Origin of the sequence: Mesorhizobium sp. AR10 (assembly GCF_024746795.1) — a bacterium.
Taxonomy (GTDB): domain Bacteria; phylum Pseudomonadota; class Alphaproteobacteria; order Rhizobiales; family Rhizobiaceae; genus Mesorhizobium.
Window position 1 is genome coordinate 4607723 of record NZ_CP080524.1, and the last position, 26890, is coordinate 4634612.

General features: G+C 62.7%; 22 protein-coding genes and 3 pseudogenes. 10 read left to right on the forward strand and 15 right to left on the reverse strand.

Translation table 11 applies throughout. The features are described 5' to 3' along the window. Position 1: 1 nt before the first annotated feature. The 10 genes and pseudogenes from LHFGNBLO_RS25990 to LHFGNBLO_RS26040 all read right to left on the reverse strand — a co-directional run bounded on the left by LHFGNBLO_RS25990 (position 2) and on the right by LHFGNBLO_RS26040 (position 9783). A complete protein-coding gene (locus LHFGNBLO_RS25990) occupies positions 2–799 on the reverse strand; it encodes an ABC transporter ATP-binding protein (protein ID WP_258602148.1) in 798 nt (265 codons plus the stop codon). 10 nt (positions 800–809) lie between these two features. Further along, a complete protein-coding gene (ntrB, locus tag LHFGNBLO_RS25995) occupies positions 810–1706 on the reverse strand; it encodes a nitrate ABC transporter permease (RefSeq protein WP_258602149.1) in 897 nt (298 codons plus the stop codon). Positions 1707–1772: 66 nt separating this feature from the next. Then, entirely contained in the window at positions 1773–3089 is a 1317-nt protein-coding gene (locus LHFGNBLO_RS26000) for a CmpA/NrtA family ABC transporter substrate-binding protein (RefSeq protein ID WP_258602150.1), read from the reverse strand. Between the two features lie 359 nt (positions 3090–3448). Next, complete coding sequence (locus LHFGNBLO_RS26005) at positions 3449–4687, reverse strand: CmpA/NrtA family ABC transporter substrate-binding protein (RefSeq protein ID WP_258602151.1); 1239 nt, start codon at positions 4685–4687, stop codon at positions 3449–3451. Next, positions 4684–5286, reverse strand: a complete 603-nt coding sequence (locus LHFGNBLO_RS26010; protein WP_258602152.1) for an ANTAR domain-containing response regulator — start codon at positions 5284–5286, stop codon at positions 4684–4686. Before LHFGNBLO_RS26010 ends, LHFGNBLO_RS26005 begins: the two co-directional genes overlap by 4 nt. Positions 5287–5413: 127 nt before the next feature. Then, positions 5414–5800: a RidA family protein gene (locus LHFGNBLO_RS26015; RefSeq protein ID WP_258602153.1), complete on the reverse strand. Its 387-nt coding sequence runs from the start codon at positions 5798–5800 to the stop codon at positions 5414–5416. A gap of 240 nt (positions 5801–6040) precedes the next feature. Next, positions 6041–7206: pseudogene (locus LHFGNBLO_RS33715) on the reverse strand (MFS transporter); the annotation flags it as partial. A 37-nt stretch (positions 7207–7243) separates the two neighbouring features. Then, on the reverse strand, positions 7244–8032 hold the full coding sequence (locus LHFGNBLO_RS26030; protein ID WP_258602155.1) for an SDR family NAD(P)-dependent oxidoreductase: 789 nt from the start codon (positions 8030–8032) through the stop codon (positions 7244–7246). A 1-nt stretch (position 8033) separates the two neighbouring features. Further along, positions 8034–9017 carry a D-2-hydroxyacid dehydrogenase family protein gene (locus tag LHFGNBLO_RS26035; RefSeq protein ID WP_258602156.1) on the reverse strand — a complete coding sequence of 328 codons (984 nt, stop codon included), beginning with the start codon at positions 9015–9017 and terminating at the stop codon, positions 8034–8036. Between the two features lie 19 nt (positions 9018–9036). Then, positions 9037–9783 carry an RraA family protein gene (locus LHFGNBLO_RS26040; protein ID WP_258602157.1) on the reverse strand — a complete coding sequence of 249 codons (747 nt, stop codon included), beginning with the start codon at positions 9781–9783 and terminating at the stop codon, positions 9037–9039. Positions 9784–9876: 93 nt separating this feature from the next. Between LHFGNBLO_RS26040 and LHFGNBLO_RS26045 the strand changes: the two genes are divergently transcribed. Further along, complete coding sequence (locus LHFGNBLO_RS26045) at positions 9877–10890, forward strand: LysR family transcriptional regulator (RefSeq protein ID WP_258602158.1); 1014 nt, start codon at positions 9877–9879, stop codon at positions 10888–10890. Positions 10891–10906: 16 nt separating this feature from the next. Here LHFGNBLO_RS26045 and LHFGNBLO_RS26050 read toward each other — a convergent pair whose 3' ends face one another. Continuing rightward, complete coding sequence (locus LHFGNBLO_RS26050) at positions 10907–11950, reverse strand: MBL fold metallo-hydrolase (protein WP_258602159.1); 1044 nt, start codon at positions 11948–11950, stop codon at positions 10907–10909. A gap of 323 nt (positions 11951–12273) precedes the next feature. Next, positions 12274–12423 (reverse strand): annotated as a pseudogene (locus LHFGNBLO_RS26055) (two-component system response regulator); the annotation flags it as partial. A 262-nt stretch (positions 12424–12685) separates the two neighbouring features. Here LHFGNBLO_RS26055 and LHFGNBLO_RS26060 point away from each other — a divergent pair. Next, positions 12686–13189, forward strand: coding sequence for a YbjN domain-containing protein (locus LHFGNBLO_RS26060; protein WP_258602160.1), 504 nt, complete (start codon positions 12686–12688; stop codon positions 13187–13189). A gap of 401 nt (positions 13190–13590) precedes the next feature. On the opposite strand, the pseudogene LHFGNBLO_RS26065 reads toward LHFGNBLO_RS26060, so the two are convergent. Next, positions 13591–15023, reverse strand: a pseudogene (locus LHFGNBLO_RS26065) (aldehyde dehydrogenase family protein). A gap of 131 nt (positions 15024–15154) precedes the next feature. Then, positions 15155–15652 carry a GAF domain-containing protein gene (locus LHFGNBLO_RS26070; protein WP_258602161.1) on the reverse strand — a complete coding sequence of 166 codons (498 nt, stop codon included), beginning with the start codon at positions 15650–15652 and terminating at the stop codon, positions 15155–15157. Between the two features lie 179 nt (positions 15653–15831). On the opposite strand from LHFGNBLO_RS26070, the gene LHFGNBLO_RS26075 reads away from it, so the two are divergent. The 5 genes from LHFGNBLO_RS26075 to LHFGNBLO_RS26095 all read left to right on the forward strand — a co-directional run bounded on the left by LHFGNBLO_RS26075 (position 15832) and on the right by LHFGNBLO_RS26095 (position 21617). Next, positions 15832–16728: a GlxA family transcriptional regulator gene (locus LHFGNBLO_RS26075; protein WP_258609897.1), complete on the forward strand. Its 897-nt coding sequence runs from the start codon at positions 15832–15834 to the stop codon at positions 16726–16728. Positions 16729–16815: 87 nt separating this feature from the next. Then, on the forward strand, positions 16816–18111 hold the full coding sequence (locus LHFGNBLO_RS26080) for a M24 family metallopeptidase (RefSeq protein ID WP_258602162.1): 1296 nt from the start codon (positions 16816–16818) through the stop codon (positions 18109–18111). Positions 18112–18123: 12 nt separating this feature from the next. After that, a complete protein-coding gene (locus tag LHFGNBLO_RS26085; RefSeq protein ID WP_258602163.1) occupies positions 18124–18804 on the forward strand; it encodes an isochorismatase family protein in 681 nt (226 codons plus the stop codon). Between the two features lie 20 nt (positions 18805–18824). Then, complete coding sequence (locus LHFGNBLO_RS26090; protein ID WP_258602164.1) at positions 18825–19793, forward strand: alpha/beta hydrolase; 969 nt, start codon at positions 18825–18827, stop codon at positions 19791–19793. 183 nt (positions 19794–19976) lie between these two features. Next, on the forward strand, positions 19977–21617 hold the full coding sequence (locus LHFGNBLO_RS26095; RefSeq protein ID WP_258602165.1) for an ABC transporter substrate-binding protein: 1641 nt from the start codon (positions 19977–19979) through the stop codon (positions 21615–21617). A gap of 35 nt (positions 21618–21652) precedes the next feature. On the opposite strand, the gene LHFGNBLO_RS26100 is transcribed toward LHFGNBLO_RS26095, so the two are convergent. Further along, positions 21653–22741: a LacI family DNA-binding transcriptional regulator gene (locus LHFGNBLO_RS26100; RefSeq protein ID WP_258602166.1), complete on the reverse strand. Its 1089-nt coding sequence runs from the start codon at positions 22739–22741 to the stop codon at positions 21653–21655. A gap of 203 nt (positions 22742–22944) precedes the next feature. On the opposite strand from LHFGNBLO_RS26100, the gene LHFGNBLO_RS26105 reads away from it, so the two are divergent. From LHFGNBLO_RS26105 to LHFGNBLO_RS26120, 3 genes are all read left to right on the forward strand, one after another. Beyond that, positions 22945–23784: an ABC transporter substrate-binding protein gene (locus LHFGNBLO_RS26105; RefSeq protein WP_258602167.1), complete on the forward strand. Its 840-nt coding sequence runs from the start codon at positions 22945–22947 to the stop codon at positions 23782–23784. A 110-nt stretch (positions 23785–23894) separates the two neighbouring features. Beyond that, positions 23895–25430: an amino acid ABC transporter permease/ATP-binding protein gene (locus LHFGNBLO_RS33495; protein WP_319944181.1), complete on the forward strand. Its 1536-nt coding sequence runs from the start codon at positions 23895–23897 to the stop codon at positions 25428–25430. 68 nt (positions 25431–25498) lie between these two features. Next, the gene (locus LHFGNBLO_RS26120) at positions 25499–26623 is read left to right on the forward strand and encodes an NAD(P)/FAD-dependent oxidoreductase (protein WP_258602168.1); all 1125 of its coding nucleotides are present in this window, start codon (positions 25499–25501) and stop codon (positions 26621–26623) included. Positions 26624–26890: the final 267 nt, after the last annotated feature.

Sequence of the window (26890 nt, forward strand, 5' to 3'; positions counted from 1 at the left end):
GCTACTCCGCGGCTTCGACGAAGCGGTGGCGTTCGTAGAGGAACTTCAGCACCGCCTCGCGGCAGCGCAGGAAGGTGCGGTCGGAAGACAGCTCGACGCGCCGGCGCGGCCGGGCCAGCGGCACGGGAAGCACTTCGCCGATGGTCGCCGCCGGACCGTTGGTCATCATGACGATGCGGTCGGACAACAGCACCGCCTCGTCGACATCATGGGTGATCATGATCGTCGTCGAGCCGAGCCGCGAATGGATGTCCATGACCGCGTCCTGCAGATGCGCGCGCGTCAACGCGTCGAGCGCGCCGAAGGGCTCGTCGAGCAGCAGGATCTTCGGCTCCATCGCCAGCGCCCGGGCGATGCCGACGCGCTGCTTCATGCCGCCCGATATCTCGGCCGGCCGCTTGTCCTTGGCATGCGCCATCTGCACGAGGTCGAGATTGCGCATGATCCAGTCATGCCGCTCGGCCCGACTCCTGGTGCCGCCGAAGACTTTCGCTACCGCCAGATTGATGTTTTCATAGACGGTCAGCCACGGCAGCAGGCTGTGGTTCTGGAACACCACGGCGCGTTCGGGTCCGGGGCTGTCGACCTCCTTGTCTTCAAGCAGCACGGCGCCGGCAGAGACCTTGGTCAGCCCGGCAATCAGGTTGAGCAAGGTCGACTTGCCGCAGCCGGAATGACCGATGATCGAGACGAATTCGCCCTTGTCGATGGTCAGCCGGATATCCCTCAGCACCTCGCTGACCTGACCGCCGCGGGTGAAGGTTTTGTCGATATGGTCGAGTTTCAGATAGGCCGTCATGGCGCTTTCCTCACTTTGCCGTTGTGCCGCGGGTGACGAAGGCGCCGACTGCCGCGACCAGACGGTCGAGGCAGAAGCCGGTGACGCCGATATAGGCGAGCGCGACGATGATGTCGGGCAGCCGCGACGAGTTCCAGGCGTCCCAGATGAAGAAGCCGATGCCAACGCCGCCGGTCAGCATTTCGGCGGCGACGATGGCGAGCCAGGACAGGCCGATGCCGATCCTCAGGCCGGTGAAAATGTAGGGTGCGGCGGCCGGCACCATGATCTTCACGAAAAACTCGAACTGGTTGAGCCTGAGGATGCGCGAGACGTTGCGGTAGTCCTCGGGGATGTTGCGGACGCCGACGGCGGTGTTGATGATGACCGGCCAGATCGAGGTGATGAAGATGACGAAGATCGCCGACGGGCTGGAATCGCGGAACGCCGCCAGCGACAGCGGCAGCCAGGCCAGCGGCGGCACCGTGCGCAGGATCTGGAACACCGGATCGAGGCCGCGCATCGCCCACACCGACTGGCCGACCAGCGCGCCGAGCGCGACGCCGACGACTGCCGCGAGGCCAAAGCCGATGGCGACACGCTGCAGCGAGATCAGCACCCGCCAGGCCAGGCCGATATCCTGCGGGCCATTGTCGAAGAATGGATGGGCGATCAGGTCATAGGCCTCGGTCCATACCTGGCTGGGCGGCGGCAGGCTGGCGGTGGGCGACGAACAAGCGACCTGCCAGACGACGAGCATGAGGGCGATGACGATCGCCGGCGGCACCAGCGCGCTCGCCAGCTTTCCGGCGATGACGACCGGGTCGAAGCGGCGTCTCGTCTTGGCGGTGAAGGCAATGACCTCAGCCGGCTTGGCCGGCGCGGGAAACGCCTTCACTGTGGTGTCCTCGATGGCTTGGATGGACATTTTTTCGAAAAGCTCCTTGGGCAGCATTTGGCGAAAAAGCGGCGCCGGTGGCGCCGCTTGCGCCGTTCAGGCCGATGCCTTGATCTTCAGGCTGTCGAGATAGGCGGACGGGTTGGCCGGATCGAAGGTCTTGCCGTCGAAGAAGGTCTCGACGCCGCGCGACGACGAGGCCGGAATGTCGGCGGCCGCAACACCGAGGTCCTTGGCCGCCTCGCGCCAGAGATCCTCGCGGTTGACCTGATCGACCAGCGCCTTGATGTCGGTGGTCGGCGCGAACTTGCCCCAGCGGATGTTCTCGGCGAGGAACCAGCTGTCATGGCTCTTATAGGGATAGGACACGCCGCCGTTCCAGAACTTCATGTAGAGGTCGGTGCCGGCGGCGACACGGCCATTGCCGTAGTTGATGTCGCCCTTGAGGCGGCCGATGATGTCGGCGGTCGGCACGTTCATCCACTGCCGCTTGCCGATGATGGCGGCCATCTCGTCCTTGTTTTCCTTGGCCTCGCACCATTGCTGGGCGGCCATGACGGCCATCAGGATCGCCTTGGTGGCATTCGGGTTCTTGTCGATGAATTCGGCGCGCAGGCCGAGCGCCTTTTCAGGATGGCCCTTCCACAACTCGCCGGTGGTGGCGGCGGTGAAGCCGACGCCCTGGTGGACGAGCTGCTCGTTCCACGGCTCGCCGACGCAGAACACGTCCATGTTGCCGACCTTCATGTTGGCGACCATCTGCGGCGGCGGCACGACGATGGTCGAGACATCCTTGTCGGGATCGATGCCGCCGGCGGCCAGCCAGTAGCGCAGCCAGAGATCATGGGTACCGCCCGGGAAGGTCATGGCGGCTTTGACGTCCTTGCCCGCGGCCTTCTTGGCGGCGAAGGCGTCCTTCAGCTTGGAGGCATCGAGGCCGACGCCGGTGGCGGCATATTCCTGGGCGACGGAAATGGCCTGGCAGTCGTAGTTGAGCCGCGCCACGAGCGCCATCGGCATCGGCTGGTTGTTCTGCGTCACCTTGCCGGTGTGCATGAGGTAGGGCAGCGGCGTCAGGATATGGGCGCCGTCGATGCCGTTGGCCTCGCCGCCGAGCATCAGATTGTCGCGCGTCGCGCCCCAGGAGGCCTGCTTGAGCACCTCGACATCGGGCATGCCGAACTTTTCGAACAGCCCCTTCTCCTTGGCGATCATCAGGGGAGCCGCATCGGTCAACGCGATGAAGCCCAGCTTGGCGCCGGTCACTTCCGGCGTCGCCGGCGCCGCATGGGCGCCGGACGGCAGCAGCGCACGCGCCGCCGCCAGGGTAGCCGCGGCGGCAGCACTGGCCATCAGGAAATTGCGGCGGGTCATGCCCTCGAGAGGGGCGTCAGTCTTGATGCGTTTCGTCATCGTCGTCTCCGGTTGGGCGCGGCTTGGGATCAGCGCCGTCGATTGCGTATTCGATCAAAACAAAAAAGCCGCCGGCCAGGCCTTCGCGTCCGGATGACCGGGAGCACGTGTGGACCTGAGCGGCAGCTTTGCCTGTGGCGCCCGCCATTGGACGCCTGTTGCGTGGCCCGAGACGGACCCTGATTATTCCAAAGCAGGAACCGTGCCAGTTTCGAAAGGCGTTGGATTTCTCAATGAAATCAGCGGTGCGGCCCGGTCACCGCCCCGTCCGGCCATAGACCAGGCAGATCAAAGATTGATCAGCCTGGTGGGCACTGCGCATAAATTTTGTGCAATGCACAAGAATGGCGCGTAATTGATCAGGCCTGCAATCGAATTGAATTCTGGCTCGCAATGTAGGGGTCGACCTCATCGGGATCGAAGATCTGGCCGTCGAAGAAGCCATCGGGACCGAGCACCAGGCCGGCGCCTGTCGCGCCGACCGCCGTGGCCGCGCTGAGCGCACCCTCGACCTTCGAATTGGCGCCCGGCAGTGCTACGCCCAACGGCTTCAGGGCCGACCGGTAGAGGTCGGGACGGTAGCAGTCGCGGGCGATGGCGAGGTTTTCAGGCGTATGCGCCACATGCCCCCAGCGAACCATCTGCGTATAAAACCACAGCGCATGGCTCTTCCACGGAAAGTTCGCCGCCTTGTCGAAGGGGAGGAAGAAATCATCGATGGTGCGCTCCGCGCCACCGCCCAGCTTGAGCTGTCCGGTGAGGATCGGCATCTGCATCGCCGGCGGCAGACCGAGGAAGCCGGGCTGAGCCATCACAGCCGCCAATTCGCCGTGGTTCGCTGGGTCCTGGCACCAGCGGGCCGAATGATGCAAGGCGCGCAGCAGCGCCGCCAACGCGTCGGGATTTTCCTGCGCCCACGCCTTGCGCACGCCGAGCACCTTCTCCGGGCTGTTCTTCCACAGCAGCGCCTTGACGGTGACGATGTGGCCGGTGCCGGCCGCCACCGAGGCGCTGTTCCAGGGTTCGCCGACGCAGTAGCCGTCGATGCGGCCAGCGGCCAGCGCGTCGGCCATGAAGGGTGGCGGTATGATGACGATCTCGATCTCGCGCTCGGGATCGATGCCGCAGGCGGCGAGCCAGTAACGCAATTCGTAATTGTGCCCGGAATGCGGATGGACGACGGCGAAGCGAAGCGGATCGCGGCCGGCAGCGGCACGCTGGCGAAGGAGCGCGCGAAGTGCAGCACCCGCGCGCGCCGGATCGAGATCTGGCTCGGCCCCATGCGCCACTATCCCTGCCCAGACGGCGTTGGAGACGGTGACGCAATTGCCGCCGAGCCCGAGCGAGAACGGCACGATCGTCTCGGAAGCCAGCGGGGTCAGCCCGAGATTGCAGGCGAGCGGCATCGGCCCCAGCATATGCGCGAGATGGAAATGGCCGATGGCAATACGGTCGCGGATGTTGGCCCAGGAGGTCTCGCGGTGCAGCGTGAGATCAATGCCCTCGCGCGCGGCAAAGCCCAATTCGGCGGCTGCGACCAGCACGGCGCTGTCGAACAGCGGCATGAAGCCGGCGGTGATCTGGTGGCTCGCGTTCATTCGTCCTCCGACGGTCCCAGCAGCCCGGCGGCGGTCACCAGGCTCTGGGCAATGTCGCTGATCTTGCGGTTCTGGTTCATCGCCGTCTTGCGCAGCAGCGTGTAGGCGGCCTCTTCGCTCAGGCCGCGCGACTTCATCAATATGCCCTTGGCGCGGTCGATCACCTTGCGGCTCTCAAGTTCGCTGCGCGCCTCTTCCAGCTCGCGCGCCATGCGCGAGAAGGCATTGAAACGGCTGACGGCCATGTCGAGGATCGGCTTGACCCGCTCTTGCCTGAGACCGTCGACGACATAGGCCGACACGCCGGCATCGACCGCCGCCTCGATCGAGGCCTGGTCGGAGCGGTCGACGAACATGGCGATCGGCCGCTTCACCGCACGCGACAGCTGGAACATGTTTTCGAGCATGTCGCGGTTCGGATTTTCGAGATCGATGACGATGACGTCGGGCTCGATCTCGGCGATGCGCCGCGCAATGCCGGTGACGTCATGAATGACGGTGACCCGCTCATGGCCGGCCTCGCGCAACCCCGCCTCGATGATGGCGGCGCGGATGCGGTTTTCGTCGATCACCAGAACGGCGAGTGAGGAGCGGACCATGCCTCAATATCCCCAAGCGGAGAAATTGTGCAATGCGGGATGGTGACTGACGGCCGCACGTCACTCGGAAATCAGATCCTTTCTGACCCACGGGCATGCCAAGGACGACACTGGTTGGGTGAAGTGGTCAAACAGCTTCCGCCATGACCGCAACGAATTCGCATTGCACCAGAGAGGGGCTATCCTGCGGCAATGGCCGAACGTGCCGGGCCGGGCGCGACTGCGGATCGGGAAACATCCGCAACCATTCTTCATTCACGGCGTTCCTGTCGCTGCTGTCGCGGAGATAGATTTCCACCTTGATAATGTCCTCCGCGCTGCCGCCGGCGGCTTCGATGATGGCAAGCATGTTGGCAAAAACATTGGCGGACTGATCGGCCATGCCGGACGGCAGCTCGTGCGTGATCGGGCTCACCCCGTGAACCGCGCCTGAGAACACCATATTGCCGATCCGACAGGCATTGGGAACCGGATGCCTGTGGCTCAGTCCTTTCACCGAAATGCTCTTGCGCATGGTCTGATGATCCTCCGAGAGATCTGGTTCGTGGGGCGCTGGTGCCGAGCATAGGAATCAAGGTTGCTGCAAGAGCAAAACCGAAGCCGGCTATCGTCTCGCGCGCACAACGGCGGCCTCGGCAGGCGGGGAAGAAACGCCGCTGTCGGGACGCGGCGCGAGAGGCTCATAACCCGGAGTGAGTTGAATTCCACGCGTCTCGGGCAGCATGAGGGTTGCGACAAAGGCGATGCTGTAGCCCAGCAGCGCAACCAGGCCGATCGCCTCCGCCAGAGTGATGTATTGCGCCAGTATTCCAATGGTGGACACGGCTATCGCGCCTGCCGCCTTGCCGAAATTATAGGCAAAACTCTGGCCGCTGGCGCGAATGGCGGAGGGGAACAGCTCGGTGAAGAACGGCCCTAGCGCCGCATAGTTTCCGATCGTGAAGAAACCGAACGGCGCTCCCAGGACAACCAGCGGCCAGCCGGAGAGCGGCAAAAACATGTAGGCGATGGTGATCAGCCAGGAACACAGCAGAAACAGTTGGAACGTGCGACGCCGTCCCAGACGATCGGACAGGTATGCGCTCGCCAGAAATCCGAAAAACGAGCCACCGGTCACCACGAACACGTAGTATCCCGAAGTGCTCGGCGACAGTTCGCGCACGGTCTTCATGAAGGTGGGCAGCCAGTTGACGATCGCACCGCCGACACCAATCACGCCGAATGCAAGCAATGATGACAGGATCGTTATCCGCAAGGTTTCCGGCTGAAATATCGCGCCCAATCCCGGACGAGTCCCGGTCTTCTCGACATGCGCGCGCGTTTTGAGGAAAATCTCCGGCTCCTCGATCTGCGGCGCAAATAGAGAACCAGAAGGCCGGGGAGGACACCGATCATCAACAGGACGCGCCATCCATACTCCTGGGGCAGATGCGCCAGCACCAGGCCTGCCAGGATGGCGGCCGCACTCCATCCAACGCCGAAGCCGCTCTGGACGGTGCCCACGGCCTTGCCGCGATGTTCGGCGCGAATGATCTCGCCCATGAGAACCGCGCCGGCGGCCCACTCACCGCCGAAGCCCAGCCCTTGCATGATGCGCAGGACCATCAGTTGCTGGAAGTCCTGTGCAAAACCGGCAAGGAAGGTGAAGGCGCAGAACCACAGGATCGTGAACTGCATGATGCGGGCACGGCCGAAACGGTCGGCGAGATATCCGCAGGCCCATCCGCCGATCGCCGCGGAGAGCAGCGTTGCCGTGGCCAGATAGCCGGCCTGCGCCGTCGTCATCCCCCAGGCCGCAATGAGAATTGGCAGCACGAAGCTGAAGAGCTGCGCGTCCATTGCATCGACTGCCCAGCCAGCGAAGCAACCCCAGAAGGTGTTCCGCTCCCGCTCCGTCAACTGCTTGTACCAAGCGAACATCTTTTCCTCCCGTGGTTTTCTTTGCTGTAAGGCTGGGTCAAACGACCAATGGAGTGAGACCTCCGTCCATGGTCAGTGACGCCCCTGTCACGTAAGAGGACCTTGCGCTGGCGAGAAAAAGCGCGGCGTCGGCCACTTCTTCAGGAGTTGCGTAGCGCCGCAGCGGAATGCGCTGCTCGTTCAATCGCAGCAGTTCCTCCGGCGTCTTGCCCGTCATTTTGGATTCTACCTCAAGCGACAACTGCAGACGCTCGGTCATGGTTGCGGCGGGATTGATGACGTTGACCCTTACCCCGGCGTGCCCCCAGGCAGCCGCCAGCCCCGCCGAGGCGAGCATCAGCGCCGCGTTCGCGGCCCCTCCCGGCAAATGCATGGGTGATGCGATTTTGCCGCCGGTGCCAACGATATTGACGATCGTGCCGGCGCGCCGTGCCACCATCAGGGGCAGGACGTAGTCCGTGACGTTCATGTAGGTGAAGAATTTCGCGTCCATCGCAATACGCCACTTGTCTGGCGTCAGTTCGTCCGGAGGAACTCTCCTTGCGCCGCCAGCTGAATTGACCAGGGACGCGATCGGACCCACCTGATCCTCGAGTGCGGCGACCATTTCCTTTGCCGCAAGCTCGTCCGACAGGTCGGCGGCGAAGCTCGCTACCGACAGGCCCTCGGCAGCGAGTGCTGTTTTCGCGGCGTCCAGGTTCTGCTGGCTGCGCGAGACAATCACCACGCGCGCTCCTTCCTTGCCGAAGGCCCGCGCGCAAGCCAGCCCTATGCCCTTGCTGCCGCCTGTTATCAGGACGACTTTGCCGTCGAGTTCGAGGTTCATATCAGTGATCCTGTTTTAAGCCGTCGGCGTTGTGCAAATTGATCGGGCGGCCCTTTGCAAACGCGACGATCTGGTCGAACGCGTTGCCGTAGGCGAACTCGTAATTGTCGCGTTCGACGTAGCCGAGATGCGGCGTGCAAAGTGCGTTGGGGAGCCTGAGCAAGGCGTCGTCCGGATTGGTGAGCGGCTCGCGTTCGAACACGTCGACGGCCGCCTTGCCGGGGCGGCCACGCTCCAGCGCGGCCACCAAAGCCCCCGGCTCAATCAACTCGGCACGGCTGGTGTTCACAAGCAGTGCGGTTGCCTTCATCAAGGCCAGGTCATCAGGACCAATCACACCGGTGGTCTCGCCATTCAGCCGCAGATGCAAACTGAGGACATCCGACAGCCTGAAAAGCGAATCCTTGTCCGCGGCGGTGTCAAACCCCTCGGACCTGGCACGCACCAGCGAACCCTCGCGACCCCACACCAGCACGTCCATACCAAAGGCCTTGCCGATGCGCGCCACCATCGAGCCCAGCCGGCCGAAACCATAGATGCCCAGGACACGGCCTCTCAAGCCGAGCCCTATGGTCGTCTGCCAATGGCCTTGCCGAAGCGATGCGCTCTCGAACGGAATGTTGCGCATCGCTGCAAGGATCAGCCCCCAGGTGAATTCCACCGTCGAATAGGATGGGCGCGACGTGAGAGCGGACGAAACGACGACGCCATGCCTCTCGCACGCCGCCAGATCGATGTGGGGGATGTGACCGTTCTGGCTGATGAGCTTCAGATTGGGCAGGCGGCTGAGCAGGCTTTCATCGATCCTGGTGCGCTCACGCATCAGTACAAGGACATCTGCATCGAACAGACGATTTGCTAGGACGTCGATGTCCTCAACGATATCGGTCCAGATGGCAACGTCGTGGACTTCCAGTTTGGAAAAGCAGTCCAGCGTGCGAACGACGTCCTGGTAATCATTGATGATGGCGACGCGGAGCTTCATCACTGGATGACCTATCGCTTTATGCATTGCCCGGCAGGTCCGCAACGGAGGTACCGGCGTCGATTGCTTCGCACTTCGCCCATTCAAAAGCTGACTTCTTCAGCGCCTTTGCGAGGACCTCGGCGGCCCGGGCGATCGGAATGAAGCAGACGCCGGTTTCGTCTGCGACGACAATATCGCCGGGAGCAACCCGGACGCCGGCGATCTGGACATCGCCATTGATCTCCACGGTCTCGATCCGCCATTTGCCGGTGACGGGCGTGATCTCGGTGGCCCAAAGCGGGTAGCCGACCCGTCGCGAATGTCCGAGGTCGCGGATGCCTCCGGAGACGATTGCGCCGGCCTCCCCCTGTCTTTTTCCCGTCTGGGCCGAGATCCCGCCCATGTTCGAAACGCCGGCGACGCCGTCGATGACCACCACGTCGCCCGGCAGTGCCAAATTGTGGGCTTCGAACTCCGCCATCCGGTTGACGTGGTTTCGCGCCGTCTCGTAGACATGCTCGCGCTGCAGGATGTTGCGCACCGTAAGCGCGGGACCGACAATCGACGTGGAAGGCAGGGTCGGCTTCAGAACCGAGGCGCCAATCGCGCCGGTGATGCCGAGCTCATCCATAATATCCGAGATAACGCTCGTCGCGTCGCCGATCCGCTTGAACCCGTCGATCAGTTCCTTCGGCGGACGCGGAGTTCGCATCAACCGGATTCGGTCGGCGCTGATCTTGCCGGTCAGTTTCGGCAACTCGTCCGCGAAAGCGAGATCATTCATGGCGTATCCTCTATTTTTGCACGGAGCTTTTATCACCGGTTGCGAGGTGCGCGCATTCACTCGCACGTGTTCGGTTGCTCGTTCGAAACAGGATTGCTTACCGGGTTCAGTGCGTCCAATTTAGAATCAGACTCAAGCGTCATTTCCTGGGTGAATAACGTGCGCCTCGATCTGAATCTGATCGCTGTCCTTGAGGCCATCATGCTGGAAAGGAACGTAACGCGTGCGGCTGCGAGCCTGGCGATGAGCCAGCCGGCCGTCAGCAATGCGTTGCGTCGCGCCCGCAAGCTGACGAAAGACCAGCTCTTCCTCAAGACAGCGACGGGCGTCCAACCGACGTCACGCATGGTCGCGATGTGGCCCGAGCTTCATCGCTCGCTTACGGCAATCCGTGCCTCTTTCGCGCCGGACGATTTCGATCCCGCATCGGATGCGACCAGTTTTCGAATTGCCGTCACTGACAGTCTCGCGATGGAAGGTGTCAGCGCAATCACGCTGAAGTTACAGGCCGCATCCCCGCGTGCCCGTGTTTCTTTTGCGGTTCATACCCATGAGGGCTCGCTGGACGGGATCGACCGCGGCACACTAGACTGCGCCGTAGGCATGTTTGCCTCCCTGCCAAGAGAGGTCCATGTGCAAAGCCTGCGAACGGATCGCTATGTCTGCGTCATGCGCAGCGGGCACGAACTGGCCGAATGCCTGACACTCGATCAGTTCACCGCAGCGGCGCATGTTTTGGTAACCCCATCCGGCCTGGAACTGGGGCTTGTGGATGGCTGGCTCAGCCTGACGGGACGGACAAGGACGATCGTCGCCGTGGTCAATCATTTTGCCGATGCGCTGAGGATTGTGGCGCGGAGCGACCTTCTTACCTGCGTCCCGCTTGGCTTCTTCAACGGACCGTGGCGCGCCATCGCCGATGAGCGTGAGTTGGTGGTGCGCGACCTGCCGTTCGAGACAGAGAAATTGCTCTACAAGCTGATCTGGCACGAACGATTGCACACTCACCCTGCCCACCAATGGTTTCGTTCGCTGGTGGGAGATGTCTGCGGATCGCCCTTCGATGGCCCGTCGATTGGAGATGCTGCCCCAGCCAAGCAAACATAGTCTGGCTTATGGAGGCCTATCCCTGACTGTAGTCCAGGGGCACATAGGTGTAGGCGTTCTCGGCGTCGCGTCGCACATGGCCCAACCCAGGAAACGATATGTGCGCACCGCCCACGATATAGCCATTCTGTGCCGCATCTGCGAATGCGAGCTCGTGCACGTGTTCGGCCTCCGATGCGTTCTCATCGTACTGGATCGTGACGGAAGGGGCTTTGAATTGCACTGCGGCCACATGCACGACATCGCCCCACAGCACTATCTTCTCGCCCCTGCTCTCGACCACGTACATGGTGTGTCCGGGCGTGTGGCCATAGGCAGTTTGCGCGCGCACACCAGGCACGAGATCGGTGTTGCCTTCGAAAACGGCGAGCTTGCCGGCTCGCGTGTATGGCGTGATCGATGCTATGGCGGCCTGAAAGAATCGCTTCGCTTCAGCGGGAGCAGCGCGCATGTTTGCCTCGCTTAGCCAGTAGTCGGTGTCCCGCTTGTCGACACGCACAATTGCATTGGGGAAAGCTCTCTGGCCCTCGGCCATGAGACCGCCAACGTGATCAGTGTGCAAATGTGTGAGGTAAAGCTCATCGATCTGCTCCGGCTGATACCCTGAGGCGCGCAGATTGCTTAGCAGATGGCCCGTGGTTGCCCCCAACAGTGAGCCTGCACCAGCGTCGATCAAGACCAGCTTGGCTCCGGTATTCACGAGAAAGGAATTGTGCGAGGTCTCGACGAAGTCGCCGAGGTAATTGCGTTTCAGCGCTTCTTCGATCCGAGCCGGGTCGCCCTGCAGCAACTTCGTAGCAGGGAGCATATTGCTGCCATCCGATAACGCCGTTATCTCAAAATCACCAAGCGGCAGGCGATAGAAACCGGGGGCTTGGCTTTTCGCCATCGGCGCATCAGCGAACAGAGGGGGCGCGAAACTGCAGGCCAGGCAAAAACAGCCAGCGGCCAGAAAAGCGCGACGCGTGGGATTGATGACGTCACTCTTGCTCACCCCGGGCTGAAATGAGCCTTTGGTGCCGTTGAACAAGCGATCAAGCGTTTTGCGGGGGTTGACCATTTCGGACCTCTATTTGCTTCTGTCGGAGCCTCGCTGCTCGTGCGCCGAAGTTCTGCACGCCTCGGCCGGGGCTCTTGCGCGTACCGTTCCGAAGATGGCCAACCCCGTCCAATTCAGAGTTTTAGGGAAGCATCATAATTTCGTTGAATAACGTGCCGTTTGCCACTGCCGGGGGCGGTAGCAAGGCAGCGCACGGCGAGTTGCCATCGGTCTGCGCGGTCCGCGCCGCCCGATGCAGGCTGCTCAACCCGACCCGACAGGAGCTGCAATTGGTAGCGGCCTTTAGCGCACCCCTAACACCCGACGGTTGCCCCAACCCGCCCCACAATTGACGTCGGGTCGATCTCGGCGATGCGCCGCGCAATGCCGGTCACGTCATGGATGACGGTGACCCGCTCATGGCCGGCCTCGATGATGGCGGCGCGGATGCGGTTTTCGTCGATCACCAGAACGGCGAGTGAGGAGCGGACCATCCCCAAGCGGAGAAATTGTGCAATGCGGGATGGGGAGAGCTTCGCCCGCCATACCGCCAGACCTTCCGCGTCATCCGTTCATTCGTCCAGCGATTGACCTCTTCGAGGACATTGCCGATCCGCGCGACCAGGAGGCAGGAATGTCGGCTTCCGCCACCCACCGCATCAGCGGAAGCTCGGGGACCTGACGTTACGTCATGGATTCGTTGACAAGGAACACGTCCTGCTGTTGATTCTCAATGGGTCAACTTGGGGATTGAACATGGCACGCCTCGCTCATGTCGTTGCTTTCGCATTTCCGTTGGTTCTACCTAGCGCCACCACCTTTGCTGCGAGCAATACGCCCGCGGCGGCAAGCCCGGACGTTTTGACTGGCGTAACCGTGGAAAATGTCAGGGACGCCGTGCAGGATGGCGGCTATCGCGCGCAGATCAAGGAAGACAGCACCGGCACCTATGTTGCCAGCGCATCAGGTGGCCAGAGTTTTTTCGTGAGCCTGGGCGGATGCGACGACAAAAAGGTCTGCAAGTCTATCCTTTTTGAATCAGGAGGATGGACGCCCAAGACGCCGCTGACCGTGGATGCACTGGACAAATTCCACTACGACAACAGCGGCTGGGGCAATGTGGCCAAATACAATGATGGAAAATACTACGCCAACTATCGGGTCACCATAGTGGGCGGCGTGACGAAAGCATGGCTGCAGTCCAACGTAGAAGCATTTGCCACGACGATGGAAAGCTTCGTCGCCTTCATGCGGAAGTGACTGCCACCGGCTGCTGCGAGGGCGGCGTGAAGCTGCCGAGTTGGGAAGAACCCAATGGCGGCATTGACGGCGCCAGTGTGGGGGCCGGCGCCGCTCGTTGGGAGATTGCCTGAATAGACGCCGGCCTGGCGGGCATGTTGCGCTACCCGCCGAGGGTTACATTAGCAGAAGCGCACAGAGCCGTTATTACGCGAACGCGGAAGGCGGCGCGCGGCCCACCATGCGATTTTCTAAAGATCACTCATGTAGCGGCCTTTGCCATGGCGGCGAAATATGCGGTCCTGTCGGCCGCAGTTGGCATAGTCAGTGCCGATGGCGCCGTATTTGGCGTCAACGGCACGTTGCGATGTCTCCGAAGAACTTTCCTGCAGAGAGGCGCCCGTTTCTTGGCCAGCCGCCGCCTACTCCGCCGCCTCATACCCCGCGATACCCTTGATCTCAAGAAAATCCTCAAGCCCATACTCGGCGTATTCGCGGCCGTTGCCGGATTGCTTGTAGCCGCCGAAGGGCAGGCTGGCGTCCCACTGGGGATAGTTGATGTAGACGTTGCCGGTGCGCATGCGGGCGGCGACTTCGCGGGCTTTCTGGATGTCCTTGGCCTGGATGTAGGAGGCCAGGCCATAGACCGTGTCGTTGGCGGTGTGGATCACCTCGTCGACGCTGTCATAGGGCATGATCGCCAGCACCGGCCCGAAGATTTCCTCGCGGGCGATGCGCATGTCGTGGGTGACGTCGGCGAACACGGTCGGCCTGACATAGTAGCCGCGGTTGAGTTCGGCGGGCCGGCCTGGCCCGCCGGTCACCAGCGTGGCGCCTTCGTCGATGCCGCTCTGGATCAGGTCCTGGATCTTGTCGAACTGGATCTGGCTGACAACCGGGCCAAGCTTCGAGCCTGGCGCGTCGGCGGGCCGACGGTGAATTTTTCCGCCGCCGCCTTGGCATGGGCGGCCGCCTCGTCGTGGCGGTCGCGCGGTACGAACATGCGGGTCGGCGCGTTGCAAGACTGACCGCTGTTGCCGAAACAGCCGGCGACGCCCTTGCTGACGGCTTTTGCGAGGTCGACATCCGAGAAGAGGATGTTGGCCAACTTGCCGCCAAGCTCCTGGTGCACGCGCTTGACTGTATCGGCAGCGGCCTTGGCAACCAGGATGCCGGCTCGGGTCGAGCCGGTGAACGACATCATGTCGACATCGGGATGGCTGGAGAGCGCCTGGCCGACGCCCGGCCCATCGCCATTGACGAGGTTGAAGACGCCGTTGGGCACGCCGGCCTCGTCGAGGATCTCGGCAAAGATGATGGCGTCGAGCGGCGCGATCTCGCTCGGCTTCAGCACCATGGTGCAGCCGGCGGCAAGTGCCGGGCCGACCTTGCAGGTGATCTGGTTCAGCGGCCAGTTCCACGGCGTGATCAGGCCGACGACGCCGATCGGCTCCTTGACCACGAGATGATTGCCTTTCACGTGGCGGAACTCGAAGGTCTTGAGCACGTCCGCCATCTTCTGCAGATGCGCAAGGCCAATGCCGACCTGGCTGTCCAGCTCCATCTGGCGCGGCGCGCCCATTTCGCGCGACACCGCCAGCGCCAGATCGGCGCTACGCTTCTTGTAGACGGCGATGATGCGGTTCAACAGGTCGAGCCGCTCGGCGACTTCCGTGAACCCAAATGTGTTGAAGGCGCGCCTGGCGGCGGCCACCGCCTTGTCTACATCGGCCTTGGAGCCGAGCGAAATCTGCGCGAAAGCATCCTCGTTCGAGGGATCGATGACATCGAAGGTGTTCGGCACAACCGGATCGACCCAGGCGCCATCGATGTAGAACTGCAGATTATGGGACATGGTTTCCTCCGCGGGTCCGCCGATAGCTGGTCTTGGCGGGGTTAGATCGTCGTATTTGCCTAGAAATAACGATGCGCAAACGGCGCTGTCAAACGCAAGGGCCAGCGATTGAGCCAGACGTGCCGGCGCGTTCAATCCTCGAAGGAGCTCGCCGCGACATAGATCGCCGCAAGCTGCTCGATGCCGGCCTGATCCTCCTCGTCGAAGCGCCCGGGCAGCGGGCTGTCGAGATCGAGCACGCCGAAAACACCGTCGTCATCCCTGAGCAGCACGACCAGCTCCGAGCGCGAGGCGGCATCGCAGGCGATGTGGCCGGGAAAATCGTGCACGTCCTTGACCAGCATCGACATGTCGAGCTCGACCGCGGTTCCACACACGCCTTTGCCGACCGCGATGCGCACGCAGGCCGGCCTGCCCTGGAATGGTCCCAGCACCAGCTCTTCGTCGGATGCCAGGAAGTAGAAGCCGGCCCAGTTGAGATCGGGCACCATCTGGTAGATCAGCGCTGATGTGTTGGCGGCGTTGGCGATCGAGTCGCTCTCGCCGTCCAGCAGCGCCTTCAGCTGCGCGGCGAGATCGCGGTAGAATGCGGTCTTGTCGGTTTTGTCGATGGCCGTCGCCGCAAACATCGTGGCCGGTCTCCGTTGTCAGCTGCTAGAAACGCCCGCTACTCTCTGCCACCAAAGAAGCGGCCAGGAAAGTAACTATTGTGAGCTCCATCCCTGCCAACCGAAAACGCGACCGCGCGCCGCCGGCGGCAGATGACAGCCCCCTCACCTTTGCCGTTCTGGTCTTCCCCGGCTTTCCGATGATGGCGTTCAGTTCGGTGATCGAGCCGCTGCGCGCGGCGAACGTGCTGGCGAAGAAAGAATGCTATCGCTGGGTGATCGTCGGCGCCGACAAGGGACCGATCGAGGCCTCGAACGGCGTCGTCATCCAGCCCGGGTTCTTCGCCGGCGATGCGCTGAAGGTCGACCGCATCGTCGTCTGCTCCGGCGGCGATGCCGATCATGTCGTCGCCGACGACGCCATGAGCTGGATCCGCAAGAGCCTGCGCAATGGCGCCCATATCGGTGCGGTGGCGGATGCCGCCTTCTTCCTGGCGCGAGCCGGACTGCTCGACGGCCATGCCTGCACCTTGCACTGGACCAGCCAGGCGGCCTTCACCGAGGCGTTTCCGGACATCGAGCTTCGGCGCGATCTCTACGTCATCGACCGCAAGCGCTTCACCTCGGCCGGCGGCGTCGGCAGCCTCGACATGATGCTGGAGATCATCGCATCGGACTATGGCGCCGAGCTTGCGGCCGGCGTCGCCGAATGGTTCGTCCATAGCCCGCTGCGCTCCAGCGTCGACCGCAAGCTGATGCCGTTGCGGCTGCGCACCGGCGTCCAGAACGAGCTGGTGCTGTCGGCCATCGCCATCATGGAGGACGCTGTGGAGGAGCGGCTGGGCATGACGGAGCTGGCGACAAGACTCGGCGTGTCGTCCGACAAGCTCGAACGCAATTTCCGCTCCGAGCTCAGCATCTCGCCCAACGGTTACTACCGGCGGCTCAGGCTGAAGCGCGCCGCCGACCTCTTGGCGCATTCGACGCTGATGGTGCGCGACGTGGCGCTGGCCTGCGGCTTTGCCTCGATGTCGAGCTTTGCCCGGGCTTTTCGCGAGGAGCATGGGCACGCGCCGAAGGTGGCGCGGAGGCATTAGGTCAGCGGCATCCTGCACAACATTTGCGGTATTCCGCACAGCCCTCGCACCAAGCATGGCGCATCTTCGCCGCTTCAGGAGGCACCCATGAGCATCGTCGTATTCGACCCCGACAGCACCGAAGATGTGGACTTCAAAGACCGCATGCGCCACCCGGCCACGGCGGACCCGGCCGGCGGCATGTGGCTGTCCGATACCGAGCCGTCCTTCATCGATGCGGATGCGCTGCGCAAGGGGCGGCTGGCCAAGCTGCGCGCCTGGATGCGCGAGGCCGGCTATGGCGGCGTCGTGTTGTTCGACCCCTACAACCAGCGCTACGCAACCGGCTCGCGCAACATGTTCGGCTATTTCCTGCGCAACTCAACGCGCTACTTCTTCATCCCGACGTCAGGGCCGATCGTGCTGTTCGAATATCCGCAGAGCTACCATGTCTCGATGGTGCTCGACACGATCGACGAGGCGCGGCCTTCCAGGCTGGTGTGGTCCTCCGTCTCGGGCCGCGACGACGAAACCGTTGGTCCCTTCGCCGACGAGATCACCGAATTGCTGAAGACGCATGGGGGCGGCTCGATGAAGCTCGGCCTCGACCGCTGCGGCCACCTGCAGGCGGTGGCGCTGGAAAAGCGCGGCTGCGAGGTCAGGGATTGCCAGGGCGAAATCCTGGCGGTGCGCGCGGTGAAGACGCCGGAAGAGGTCAAGTGCCTGCAGGTGTCGATGGCTGGTGCGGAAGCCGCCGTCTATGCCGTGCGCGAAGCGATCAAGCCCGGCGTATCCGAAAACGAGCTGTTCGCCATCATGTATCACGAGGTGATCCGGCAAGGCGGCGAGTTCATCGAAACCCGGCTCTTGACCTCGGGACAGCGCACCAATCCATGGTTCAACGAGGCCAGCGGCCGCAAGATCAGGCCGGGCGAACTTTTGGCGCTCGATACCGACACGATCGGCTGCTACGGCTATTATTCTGACTTCTCGCGCACCTTCCGCTGCGGGCCGGGCAAGCCGACCGATTATCAGAAGTCGCTCTACCGCATGGCGCACGACCAGGTTCAGCATAATATCTCGATCGTCAGGCCGGGCATGGCATTTCGCGAGATCGCCGAAAAGGCGTGGAAGATACCGGACCGTTTCGTCGACCAGCGCTATACCTCGGTCATGCACGGCGTCGGCATGCATGGCGAGACGCCGTTCATTGCGCATGCCATGGACTATGAGACCTACGGCCGCGACGGTCATATCGTGCCCGGCATGGTGGTCAGTGTGGAAAGCTATATTGGTGAGAAAGGCGGGCGCGAGGGTGTCAAGCTGGAGGACGAGATCGTGGTCACCGAGACCGGCACCGAGCTTCTGTCGCGCTTTCCCTACGAGGACGAATTTCTTGCATGACAGGCAGCTTTGATGAAGAGCCCGATCTCGATCAGCAGAGGCAAGGTGGCCGCGGTGTTCATCGATCTCCAGGAGGAGCATCGGCAGGACGCGCGCTATCTGGTCGAAGGTTTTGCCGGTATCCTGGCCAACGTCCAGCGACTGCAGGCGGCTGCGCGGGCCAACCATGTGCCGCTCTATCACTGGGCCTATATCGTCGATCTCGACAAGCAGGAGCGGCCCTTTCATCCGGTCGGCGCCGATGGCAAGTCGGCCTTCTCCGACAAGAGCGATCCGCTAACGGAAATCTGCCGCGAGGTCGCGCCGGCCGAGGGCGAGGCCTTCATGATAAAGGCCGAGGCCAGCGCCTTCCGCACCGGTCCGACGGCCAATGAGATCAAGGCGCGCGGCATCGAATGGCTTGTCGTCGCCGGCGTGTGGACCGAGGCCTGCATCGATGCCACCGTCAGGGATGCGGTGGCGCTGGGCTTTCGTGTTCTTCTGGTCAAGGATGCCTGCGGCAGCGGCAGTGCAGCGATGCACCAGACCGCCATCCTCAACCTTGCCAACCGGCTTTATGGCGGCGCCGTCACCGACACCCTGGACGCCTGCCGCCTAGTGGCAGGCGACACGGTCATCGCATGGCAGGTCGAGGGCTCGGTGCCGCTGCGTTTCACCTATGAAAACGCGGCGGAGCTCTATAGCGGGCTTTGACGCGCCCGGAGCGGATGGCGATGGGCACGATCCACCAGATGACGAAGCGCGGCAAATACGGCAGGCTGCTCGATCCGGCGCTGTGGGCGTATATCGACCGCGTCAACGACTGGTATCCACCTGAGATCGCCGAACTGCCTATCGACAAGCAGCGCGACGTCTATGACGCGATGTGCCGAGCCTTCCACGCTGGCACCCCGGCCGGCGTCGAGACCAACGACAGCACGGTTCCCGCGGGCGACCATGCGATCCCCATCCGGCGCTACGAGATGGTCGGCAAGGCGCCGCAAGCCATCGTGGTCTACTACCACGGCGGCGGCTTCGTGCTTGGCGGGCTCGACAGCCATGACGACATCTGCGCCGAAATCTGCGCCGGCACCGGCTTTGCGGTCGTGTCCGCCGACTACCGGCTGGCGCCGGAACATCTGCATCCGGCCGCCTTCGACGATGCCCTGGCGGTGTTCGAATGGGCAGCGGTGACAAGCGACCTGCCGATCGTTCTGTGTGGAGAGAGTGCTGGCGGCAACCTTGCAGCAGCGGTTGCGCAGAGGACGCGCCAACACCCTCGCGCTGCGGTCGGCCAGGTGCTGATCTATCCTGGCCTCGGCGGCGACGAGAGCTCCGGCTCCTATGTCGAGCACGCCGAGGCGCCACTGCTGGCGCTGCGCGACATTGCGTTCTATCGCGATATCAGGTCAGGCCCGGCGCAGCCGCCGGACGATCCGACGTTTTCGCCGCTGCGCGACAGCGATTTCTCCGGCCTGCCGCCAACGATCATCATCACCGCCGAGTGCGATCCGCTGTCCTCGGACGGCGAGGCCTATCGCGACCGCATCGTTGCCGCCGGCGGCAAAGCGAGGTGGTGCGAGGAGCCGCGGCTGGTGCACAGTTTCCTGCGCGCCCGCACCACGGTACCAGCCGCCGCCGAAGCCTTCGCGCGCATCATCGCGGCGGTTGCGGCGCTGGGCCGGGGCGAATGGCCGTACTGAGGCCGCTTCGTTCCGCGCCGTTCCTGACGTTTGCCACTGCGGAGCACCGCACAAGAACTGCGGAAAAGCGAACATTTCGCCGCTTAGGCCCGCACTATCATCTGATGTGGCCAAGGGCGCTCCGACGATCGCATCCTCCCCCGCAAACGTGATCGGCCGGGCGCCCGCAAGGAGGGAACGACGATGAAGTTCATGCTGACCGACAGGAAACTGCACCCAAAGGCCAAGCCCATCGCCGATGATTTCAAAAAGGGCGGCATGAACCGGCGCGAATATCTCGCCACCATGGCCGCATTCGGCGTTACTGCCGCCGGCGCACTGGCGCTCGGCGGTCTTGCGCCCTCGCCGGCCAGAGCCGAGGAACCGAAGCGTGGCGGCACCTTGCGCGTCGCCATGAACGTCAAGGGTTTCAAGGATCCCCGCACCTTCGACGGCGTCGAGATGTCCAATGTCGCGCGCCACTGCAACGAGTATCTGGTGCGCTGGAACACCGACTTCACCTTCGAGCCCTGGCTACTCGAAAGCTGGGAGACCAGCGACGATGCCAAAGTGCTGACGCTGCATGTGCGTAAGGGCATCACCTGGTCGAATGGCGACACGTTCAACGCCGACGATGTCATCCACAATCTGACGCGTTGGTGCGATGCTTCCGTCGCCGGCAATTCGGTCGCTGCGCGCATGGGCGCGCTGGTCAATGCCGAAACCAAGAAGCCGGTCGACGGTGGCATCCAGAAGGTCGACGACTTCACCGTCAAGCTTAATTTGCCGAAGCCCGACATTTCGCTGATTGCCGGCATGGCCGATTATCCGGCGCTGATCATGCATCGCAGCTACGAAGGCGACGGTGACCCGATGAAGGCGCTGGCTATCACCACCGGCCCTTGCGAACTGGTGAAATGGGACGCCGAGACCAGCGCCGAGGTACGCCGCAAGGACAAGCCTTGGTGGAAGGGCGAGTTCCATCTCGACGGCATCACATGGGTCGACTACGGCTCTGACCCCAACGCCATGCTGTCGGCCTTCGAATCCGGCGAGATCGACACCGACCACGAGACCGCTTCCGATGCCGTGTCGCAGACCGAGCAGATGGGGCTCGAAAACTCCGAGATCGCCACCGGCTCGACCATTGTAGCCCGCTTCAATGTCGGCAATGCGCCCTATGACGACGTCAAGGTGCGCCGCGCCGCCCAACTCTCCGTCGACAATTCAGCCGTGCTGAAACTCGGGATCGACGGTCGCGGCAAACCTGCAGACAACCACCATGTCGGCCCCATGCACCCCGAATATGCCGATATCGGCCCGGCCAAGCGTGATGTGGATGGAGCGAAGAAACTGCTCACCGAGGCCGGCAAGGCCGACCACGAATTCGACCTCATCTCCGTCGACGTCGAATGGCAGAAGAGCACCGGCGATGCGATTGCCGCGCAGATGCGCGAGGCCGGGCTGAAGATCAAGCGCACCGTACTGCCGGCCGCTACCTTCTGGAACGACTGGAGCAAATACCCCTTCTCCTGCACCGAGTGGCTCGGCCGGCCGCTGGGCGTCCAGGTGCTGGCGCTGGCGTATAAATCGGGTGCTGCCTGGAACGAAAGTGCCTATGCAAACAAGGAGTTCGACGAACTGCTTGACAAGGCGCTGGCGACGCCGGACGCCAAGGCGCGCAAGGAGATCATGGCCAAGGTCGAACAGAATTTGCGCGACTCCGGCATCATCATCCAGCCCTACTGGCGCTCGGTGTACCGCACCTACCGCAAGGGCGTGCATGGCTGCGAGCAGCACCAGTCGCTCGAGCAGCATTTCGAGAAGGTCTGGCTGGACGCCTGACCTGTCCGATCGGCCCCTTGGCCACGAATTGCGCGTCAGGCAGTGGCCTGCCTGATGACGTTTGGCGCCTGTCCGACCGACATCCGCTCGATGATGGTTGTCGGCAGGATGATCCTTTCGGGCGGCCTGTCATCGCCTTTCAGGCGGCGGATCAGCAGCTCCGCCACACATTTTCCGAGTGCATAGACCGGCTGGTCGATGACAGTGATGGGAGGCGTCGTCACGCTGGTCCAGTCGGCATCGTGGAAGGTGATCAGTGAAATGTCCTGCGGAATGCGCAGGCCGCATTCCCGGATCGCCTTGAATATCTCGAGCGCCACAACGCTATCGGATGCGAGAATCGCCGTCGGCCGGTCGGGGCTCTGGAACAACCCGTGCATTGCGGCCCGCGATGTTTCCGACCGTCCGGTTCCGAAATGGATGTTGCGCTCGGCTCCCTCTATGCCGACTTCCCGGCAAGCATCGAGAAAGCCAAGTATACGCTCACGCACGCTGGACGTGTTGATCCTCGACGCGTCGCCGCGAAAATCCCCCGACAACACCGCAGCGGTGACATAGGCGATCCTGGTGTGCCCCGCCTGCGTCAGGATGCGCGTGGCGCGCAGGGCGGCGTGCCGGTCATCGACCGTGACAGTGTCGACATCGAGGTCCGGCAAGGCGCGGTCGAGCAACGCCAGGGGACAGGCGGAGCGGGAAATCTCCATGAGATGGGCGATGTCTCCGGATTGGGCGGGCGTGACGATCAGTCCATCAACCTGCTTTGCCAGCAGGACGCGTATCGCCTTCTTCTCCGCTTCGACCTCTTCGCCCGAATTGGCCAGAATGACATTGATGCCCGACAGGCGCGCCGCATCGCTGATGCCGCGCACCGCCAGCGAGAAGAACGGGTTTTCGATGTCGCCGACGACCACGCCGATGCTGCCGGAGCGTCCGGTCGTCATGCTGCGTGCCAGTTCGTTCGGACGATAGTCGAGCGCCTTCGCAGCCTCGAGCACGGCGGTGCGCACCGTCTTGCTCACCCGGCCATACCCACCCAGCACGCGTGCTGCCGTCGCCTTCGAAACCTTCGCCTGGCGGGCGACGTCGCTGACGGTGATGGAGGGGACCTTGGGCGGACGTTTCATTGTGGAAAAAATCGCTCCCGAATTCGTTGACGGATGGTCATTCCTGTGGCTACAAATGTCAAGAGACCGGTCTCAATCGAGTTTGAGACCGGTCTCATACAGAAAAGAGCGCTAGTAAGCGCCGTACCGAAAGCCGTTTCGAAAATTGGCGCGTGTCCGTTGTGAAAGCCCCCGCGGACCGATCTTCAGAGTGGAGAACAACAATGAGCATCAGTGGCCTTTTCACCTCGAGCCCGCGGCAGCGCATCAGCTCGATCATTCTCGCCGTCGCGCTGGCTACCCTGTCCCTGCCCAAGGCATGGGCCGCCGGCGACAACCCCTACAATCTGATCGCTGCCAAGACCATCAGCGTCGGCACGATGGGCGACGCCAAGCCGTATGCCTTCGCGACGACGGACGGGAAATTCACCGGCTTCGACATCGAGTTCTTTCTCAACGTTGTGAGCCGGATGGGATTCAAGGCCGATCAAGTGACCTTCACCGGCCAGGAATTCTCGGCACTCATGCCATCGGTCGCCAATGAACGTTTCGACGTCGCGGTCGCCGCCATCGGAACGACTGCCGAGCGAAAGAAGAACGTCGATTTCTCCGACGGCTACCTGGCCGGATATCTGTCGGTGCTGACGGCTGACGCCAAGATCACCAGCGCCGAAGGGCTGGACGGCAAACGCCTCGGGGTCGTCCAGGGCACGTTGCAGGAAATCTATGCCGCGAAAAGCTTCAAGAACACCGACCTTGTGAAATTCCCGGACAACAACTCCGCGATCGCCGCGCTCAACAATGGCACGGTCGACGCGCACTTCCTCGACTACGAGGCGGCGAAGCAATATGGCGAGCGCTATCCGGCGTTGAAGATCGCGATAAACATCCCCTCCTTCGACGCACCGGCCGGCTTCGTCATTCGCAAGGGCAACGACGCATTCCGTGAAGCGCTCGACAAGGGCATTCACGAGGCGATGCAAGACGGCACCTGGAGGGACCTCTACCAGAAGTGGTTCCCCGGATCGCCGATGCCGGAGCAGTATCTTCCCAAGCAGAACTGACCTGCACTAGGCCGCCGGCATTCGTGCCGGCGGCCTCTTTGGCAATATGCATTGGCAGATGAAGAGAACCGCGCGGGCGGTTCCGCCGTCGCGCCGGACAAGGTTGGCAAATGAATTGGCTTGAGAACCTTCAACGCAGCTTTTTCGACTGGGACGCGATGGCATCGGTCCTGCCCGCGCTGCTTACGGTCGGCTTGAAGAATACCCTGATCCTCGCGGCTGCCTCGACCGTGCTCGGCATCTTCTTCGGCATGATCCTTGCGGTGATGGGCATCTCGCGCTCCGCCTGGCTGCGGATCCCGGCGCGGATCTACACCGACATCTTCCGCGGGCTGCCGGCCATTCTTACCATCCTGCTGATCGGCCAGGGATTTGCGCGCATCGGCCGGGACATCTTTGGTCCCTCCCCCTACCCGCTCGGCATCCTCGCCCTCAGCCTCATCGCCAGCGCCTATATTGGCGAGATCTTTCGCTCTGGCATCCAGAGTATCGAAACCGGTCAGATGGAAGCGTGCCGGGCGCTCAGCATGAGCTATGGCCAGGGCATGCGCCTGATCGTGATCCCGCAAGGCGTGCGCCGCGTGCTTCCCGCCCTGGTCAATCAGTTCATCGGCAACGTCAAGGATTCCAGCCTCGTCTACTTTCTTGGCCTGCTTGCCTCCGAACGCGAGATTTTCCGCATTGGACAGGACCAGGCGGTTGTCACCGGCAATCTGTCGCCGCTGCTCTTGGCCGGCATGTTCTACCTGATCATCACGGTGCCGCTGACCCATGTGGTCAACCACATCGACAATGGCTTGCGGCTCGGCAAACAGAAATCTGGCGGCGTCGTCAGCGGCCTCGTCGAGGTCGGCGAACTGGAGAACACGACGGGCGAAGCCACTGCGACGTCCGACGGGACCGCCGCAGCGCCGGCTTTCAAGGCCGGCAGCCTGGACGTCCGCGATCTCGACATGGCCTATGGCGATCTGCAGGTCCTCAAGCAGATCAGGCTCAAGGTCGAGCCGGGGACGGTCACCTGCGTCATCGGACCGTCTGGCTCCGGCAAGTCGACGCTGCTGCGCTGCCTCAACCGGCTGGTCGAGCCGAAGGCCGGCGACGTGCTGCTCGACGGCGAAAGCACCCTGGCGATGAGACCGGAGACGCTGCGCCGGCGCGTCGGCATGGTCTTTCAGCATTTCAATTTGTTCCCGAACCATACGGCGCTCGAGAACGTCATGCTCGCCCTCACCGAGATCAAGGGCATGGCGAAAAGCCAGGCCAGGCGCCAAGCGGAAGCGCGCCTTGCCGAAGTGGGACTCGCCGCACGAAAGGACTACCGGCCGAGCCGTCTTTCGGGCGGCCAGCAGCAGCGCGTGGCGATTGCACGCGCGCTGGCGATGGACCCCGAGGTCATCCTCTTCGATGAGGTGACGAGCGCGCTCGATCCAGAACTCGTCAAGGGCGTTCTCAACCTCATGGCCGATCTCGGCCGGCGCGGCATGACGATGATCGTCGTCACCCATGAGATGGGGTTTGCCCGCAGGGTCGCAGATCAGGTCGCCTTCATGGATGAGGGCCGCATCGTCGAGGTCGGCCCGCCGGCGGAGATATTCGACAGACCTCAGAGCCCGCGGCTCAAGCAATTCCTCGCCGAAGTCCTATGAACGATGCCGCCGCGCTTGAGCCGGCAGAGCCCGAAAAACCAATCATCTGATCACTGAAAGCTGCATTCATGACCCATAATTCCGCCCTCAAGGTCGTCGTCGTCGGCGGTGGTATCTTCGGCATCTCCTCTGCCGTCCATCTCGCCCGCCTCGGCGTGGAGACGACAGTCATCAATGACGGGCCGGTCGCCAATGGCGCATCGTCGCGCTCGCTTGCCTGGCTCAATTCCGCGCGAAAGCGTTCGGCCGCGTATCACAGGCTCCGCATGCAGGGCCTTGACCGCTATAGGACGCTCGCGGCCGGGCACGACAGCGGTGCCTGGCTGCGCTTCGATGGCGGCCTCACCTGGGATGCCGACAATGCTTCCAACCAGATCCCGCAGATGTTCCGCCATGAACAGGCGATCGGCTATGAGACGCGGCTGCTCGCGCCCGACGATATCGCCGCCATCACGCCGGGCGTCGACGCGAGAGCCGTTTCGCCCCAAGGCGCAATCTTCAATCCCGGCGAAGGGTGGGTCGATCTGCCATCGCTCATCGATCTGCTCCAGACGGAATTTCTCGCGCGCGGTGGCCGTGTCATCACCGATGCCGGCCGTGCCGATGTCGTTCTTGCAAACGGCCGCGCCAGCGGCGTGAAGACCGCCAGCGGCCAGGTCGTCAATGCCGATGCCGTTGTGGTTGCGACGGGCTCGGCAGTGCCGGGCATGGCGGCGAAAGTGGGCAAGCGCATAGGTGATGGCACGACACGTGCGCTGCTCGTTGTCACCAAGCCGCTCCAGCACCCGCTTCGCGCCGTGCTCAACACGCCGCGTATCGCCATCCGACCGACGCCAAACGGTGCCTTCGCGCTCGACTCCGGCTGGTCCGAAGATGAAGTCATCGTGCGCGACGATGGTGCCTACGAGGCAAAGCCATCGACAATTGCAGGATTACTCGATGAAGCCTCAAAGGTCCTCGATGGAAACCCGACGCTCGTCCTGGAGAGCTATCACACGGGACCAAAACCCATTCCAGCGGATGGCGAGCCGGTGATCGGCCAATTGACCGGCATCCCGGGCTATCACATCATCTTCAGCCATAGTGGAGCGACGCTCGGCCTTGTCGCAGGAGAATTGCTGGCCGAAGAGATCGTCAGCGGTACGCCCAATCCGCTGTTGGCAGCGTTTCGTCCCGGAAGATTCGACAGCTGAGCTGATTCTGCTTGTTCTTCTGGTGTCATGTCCGCCCACTCCCCACTTGCCAAGCCCGAACGAACCGCGCGATTGTGATAACTCGACGGCAATCGCCATCCCAATCAATGACGTCTACCAAGCTAGCCACCAAGAAATTATCGCCACGGCCGAGTCCCAGTCAATTTCTTATAGTTCTTCCAGATGCGATTTGAAATAGAAATTATATAGCGCTCGTGATTATATAATAGATAAAGAATAAAAATTAAAACTAGGGAGAATATAACT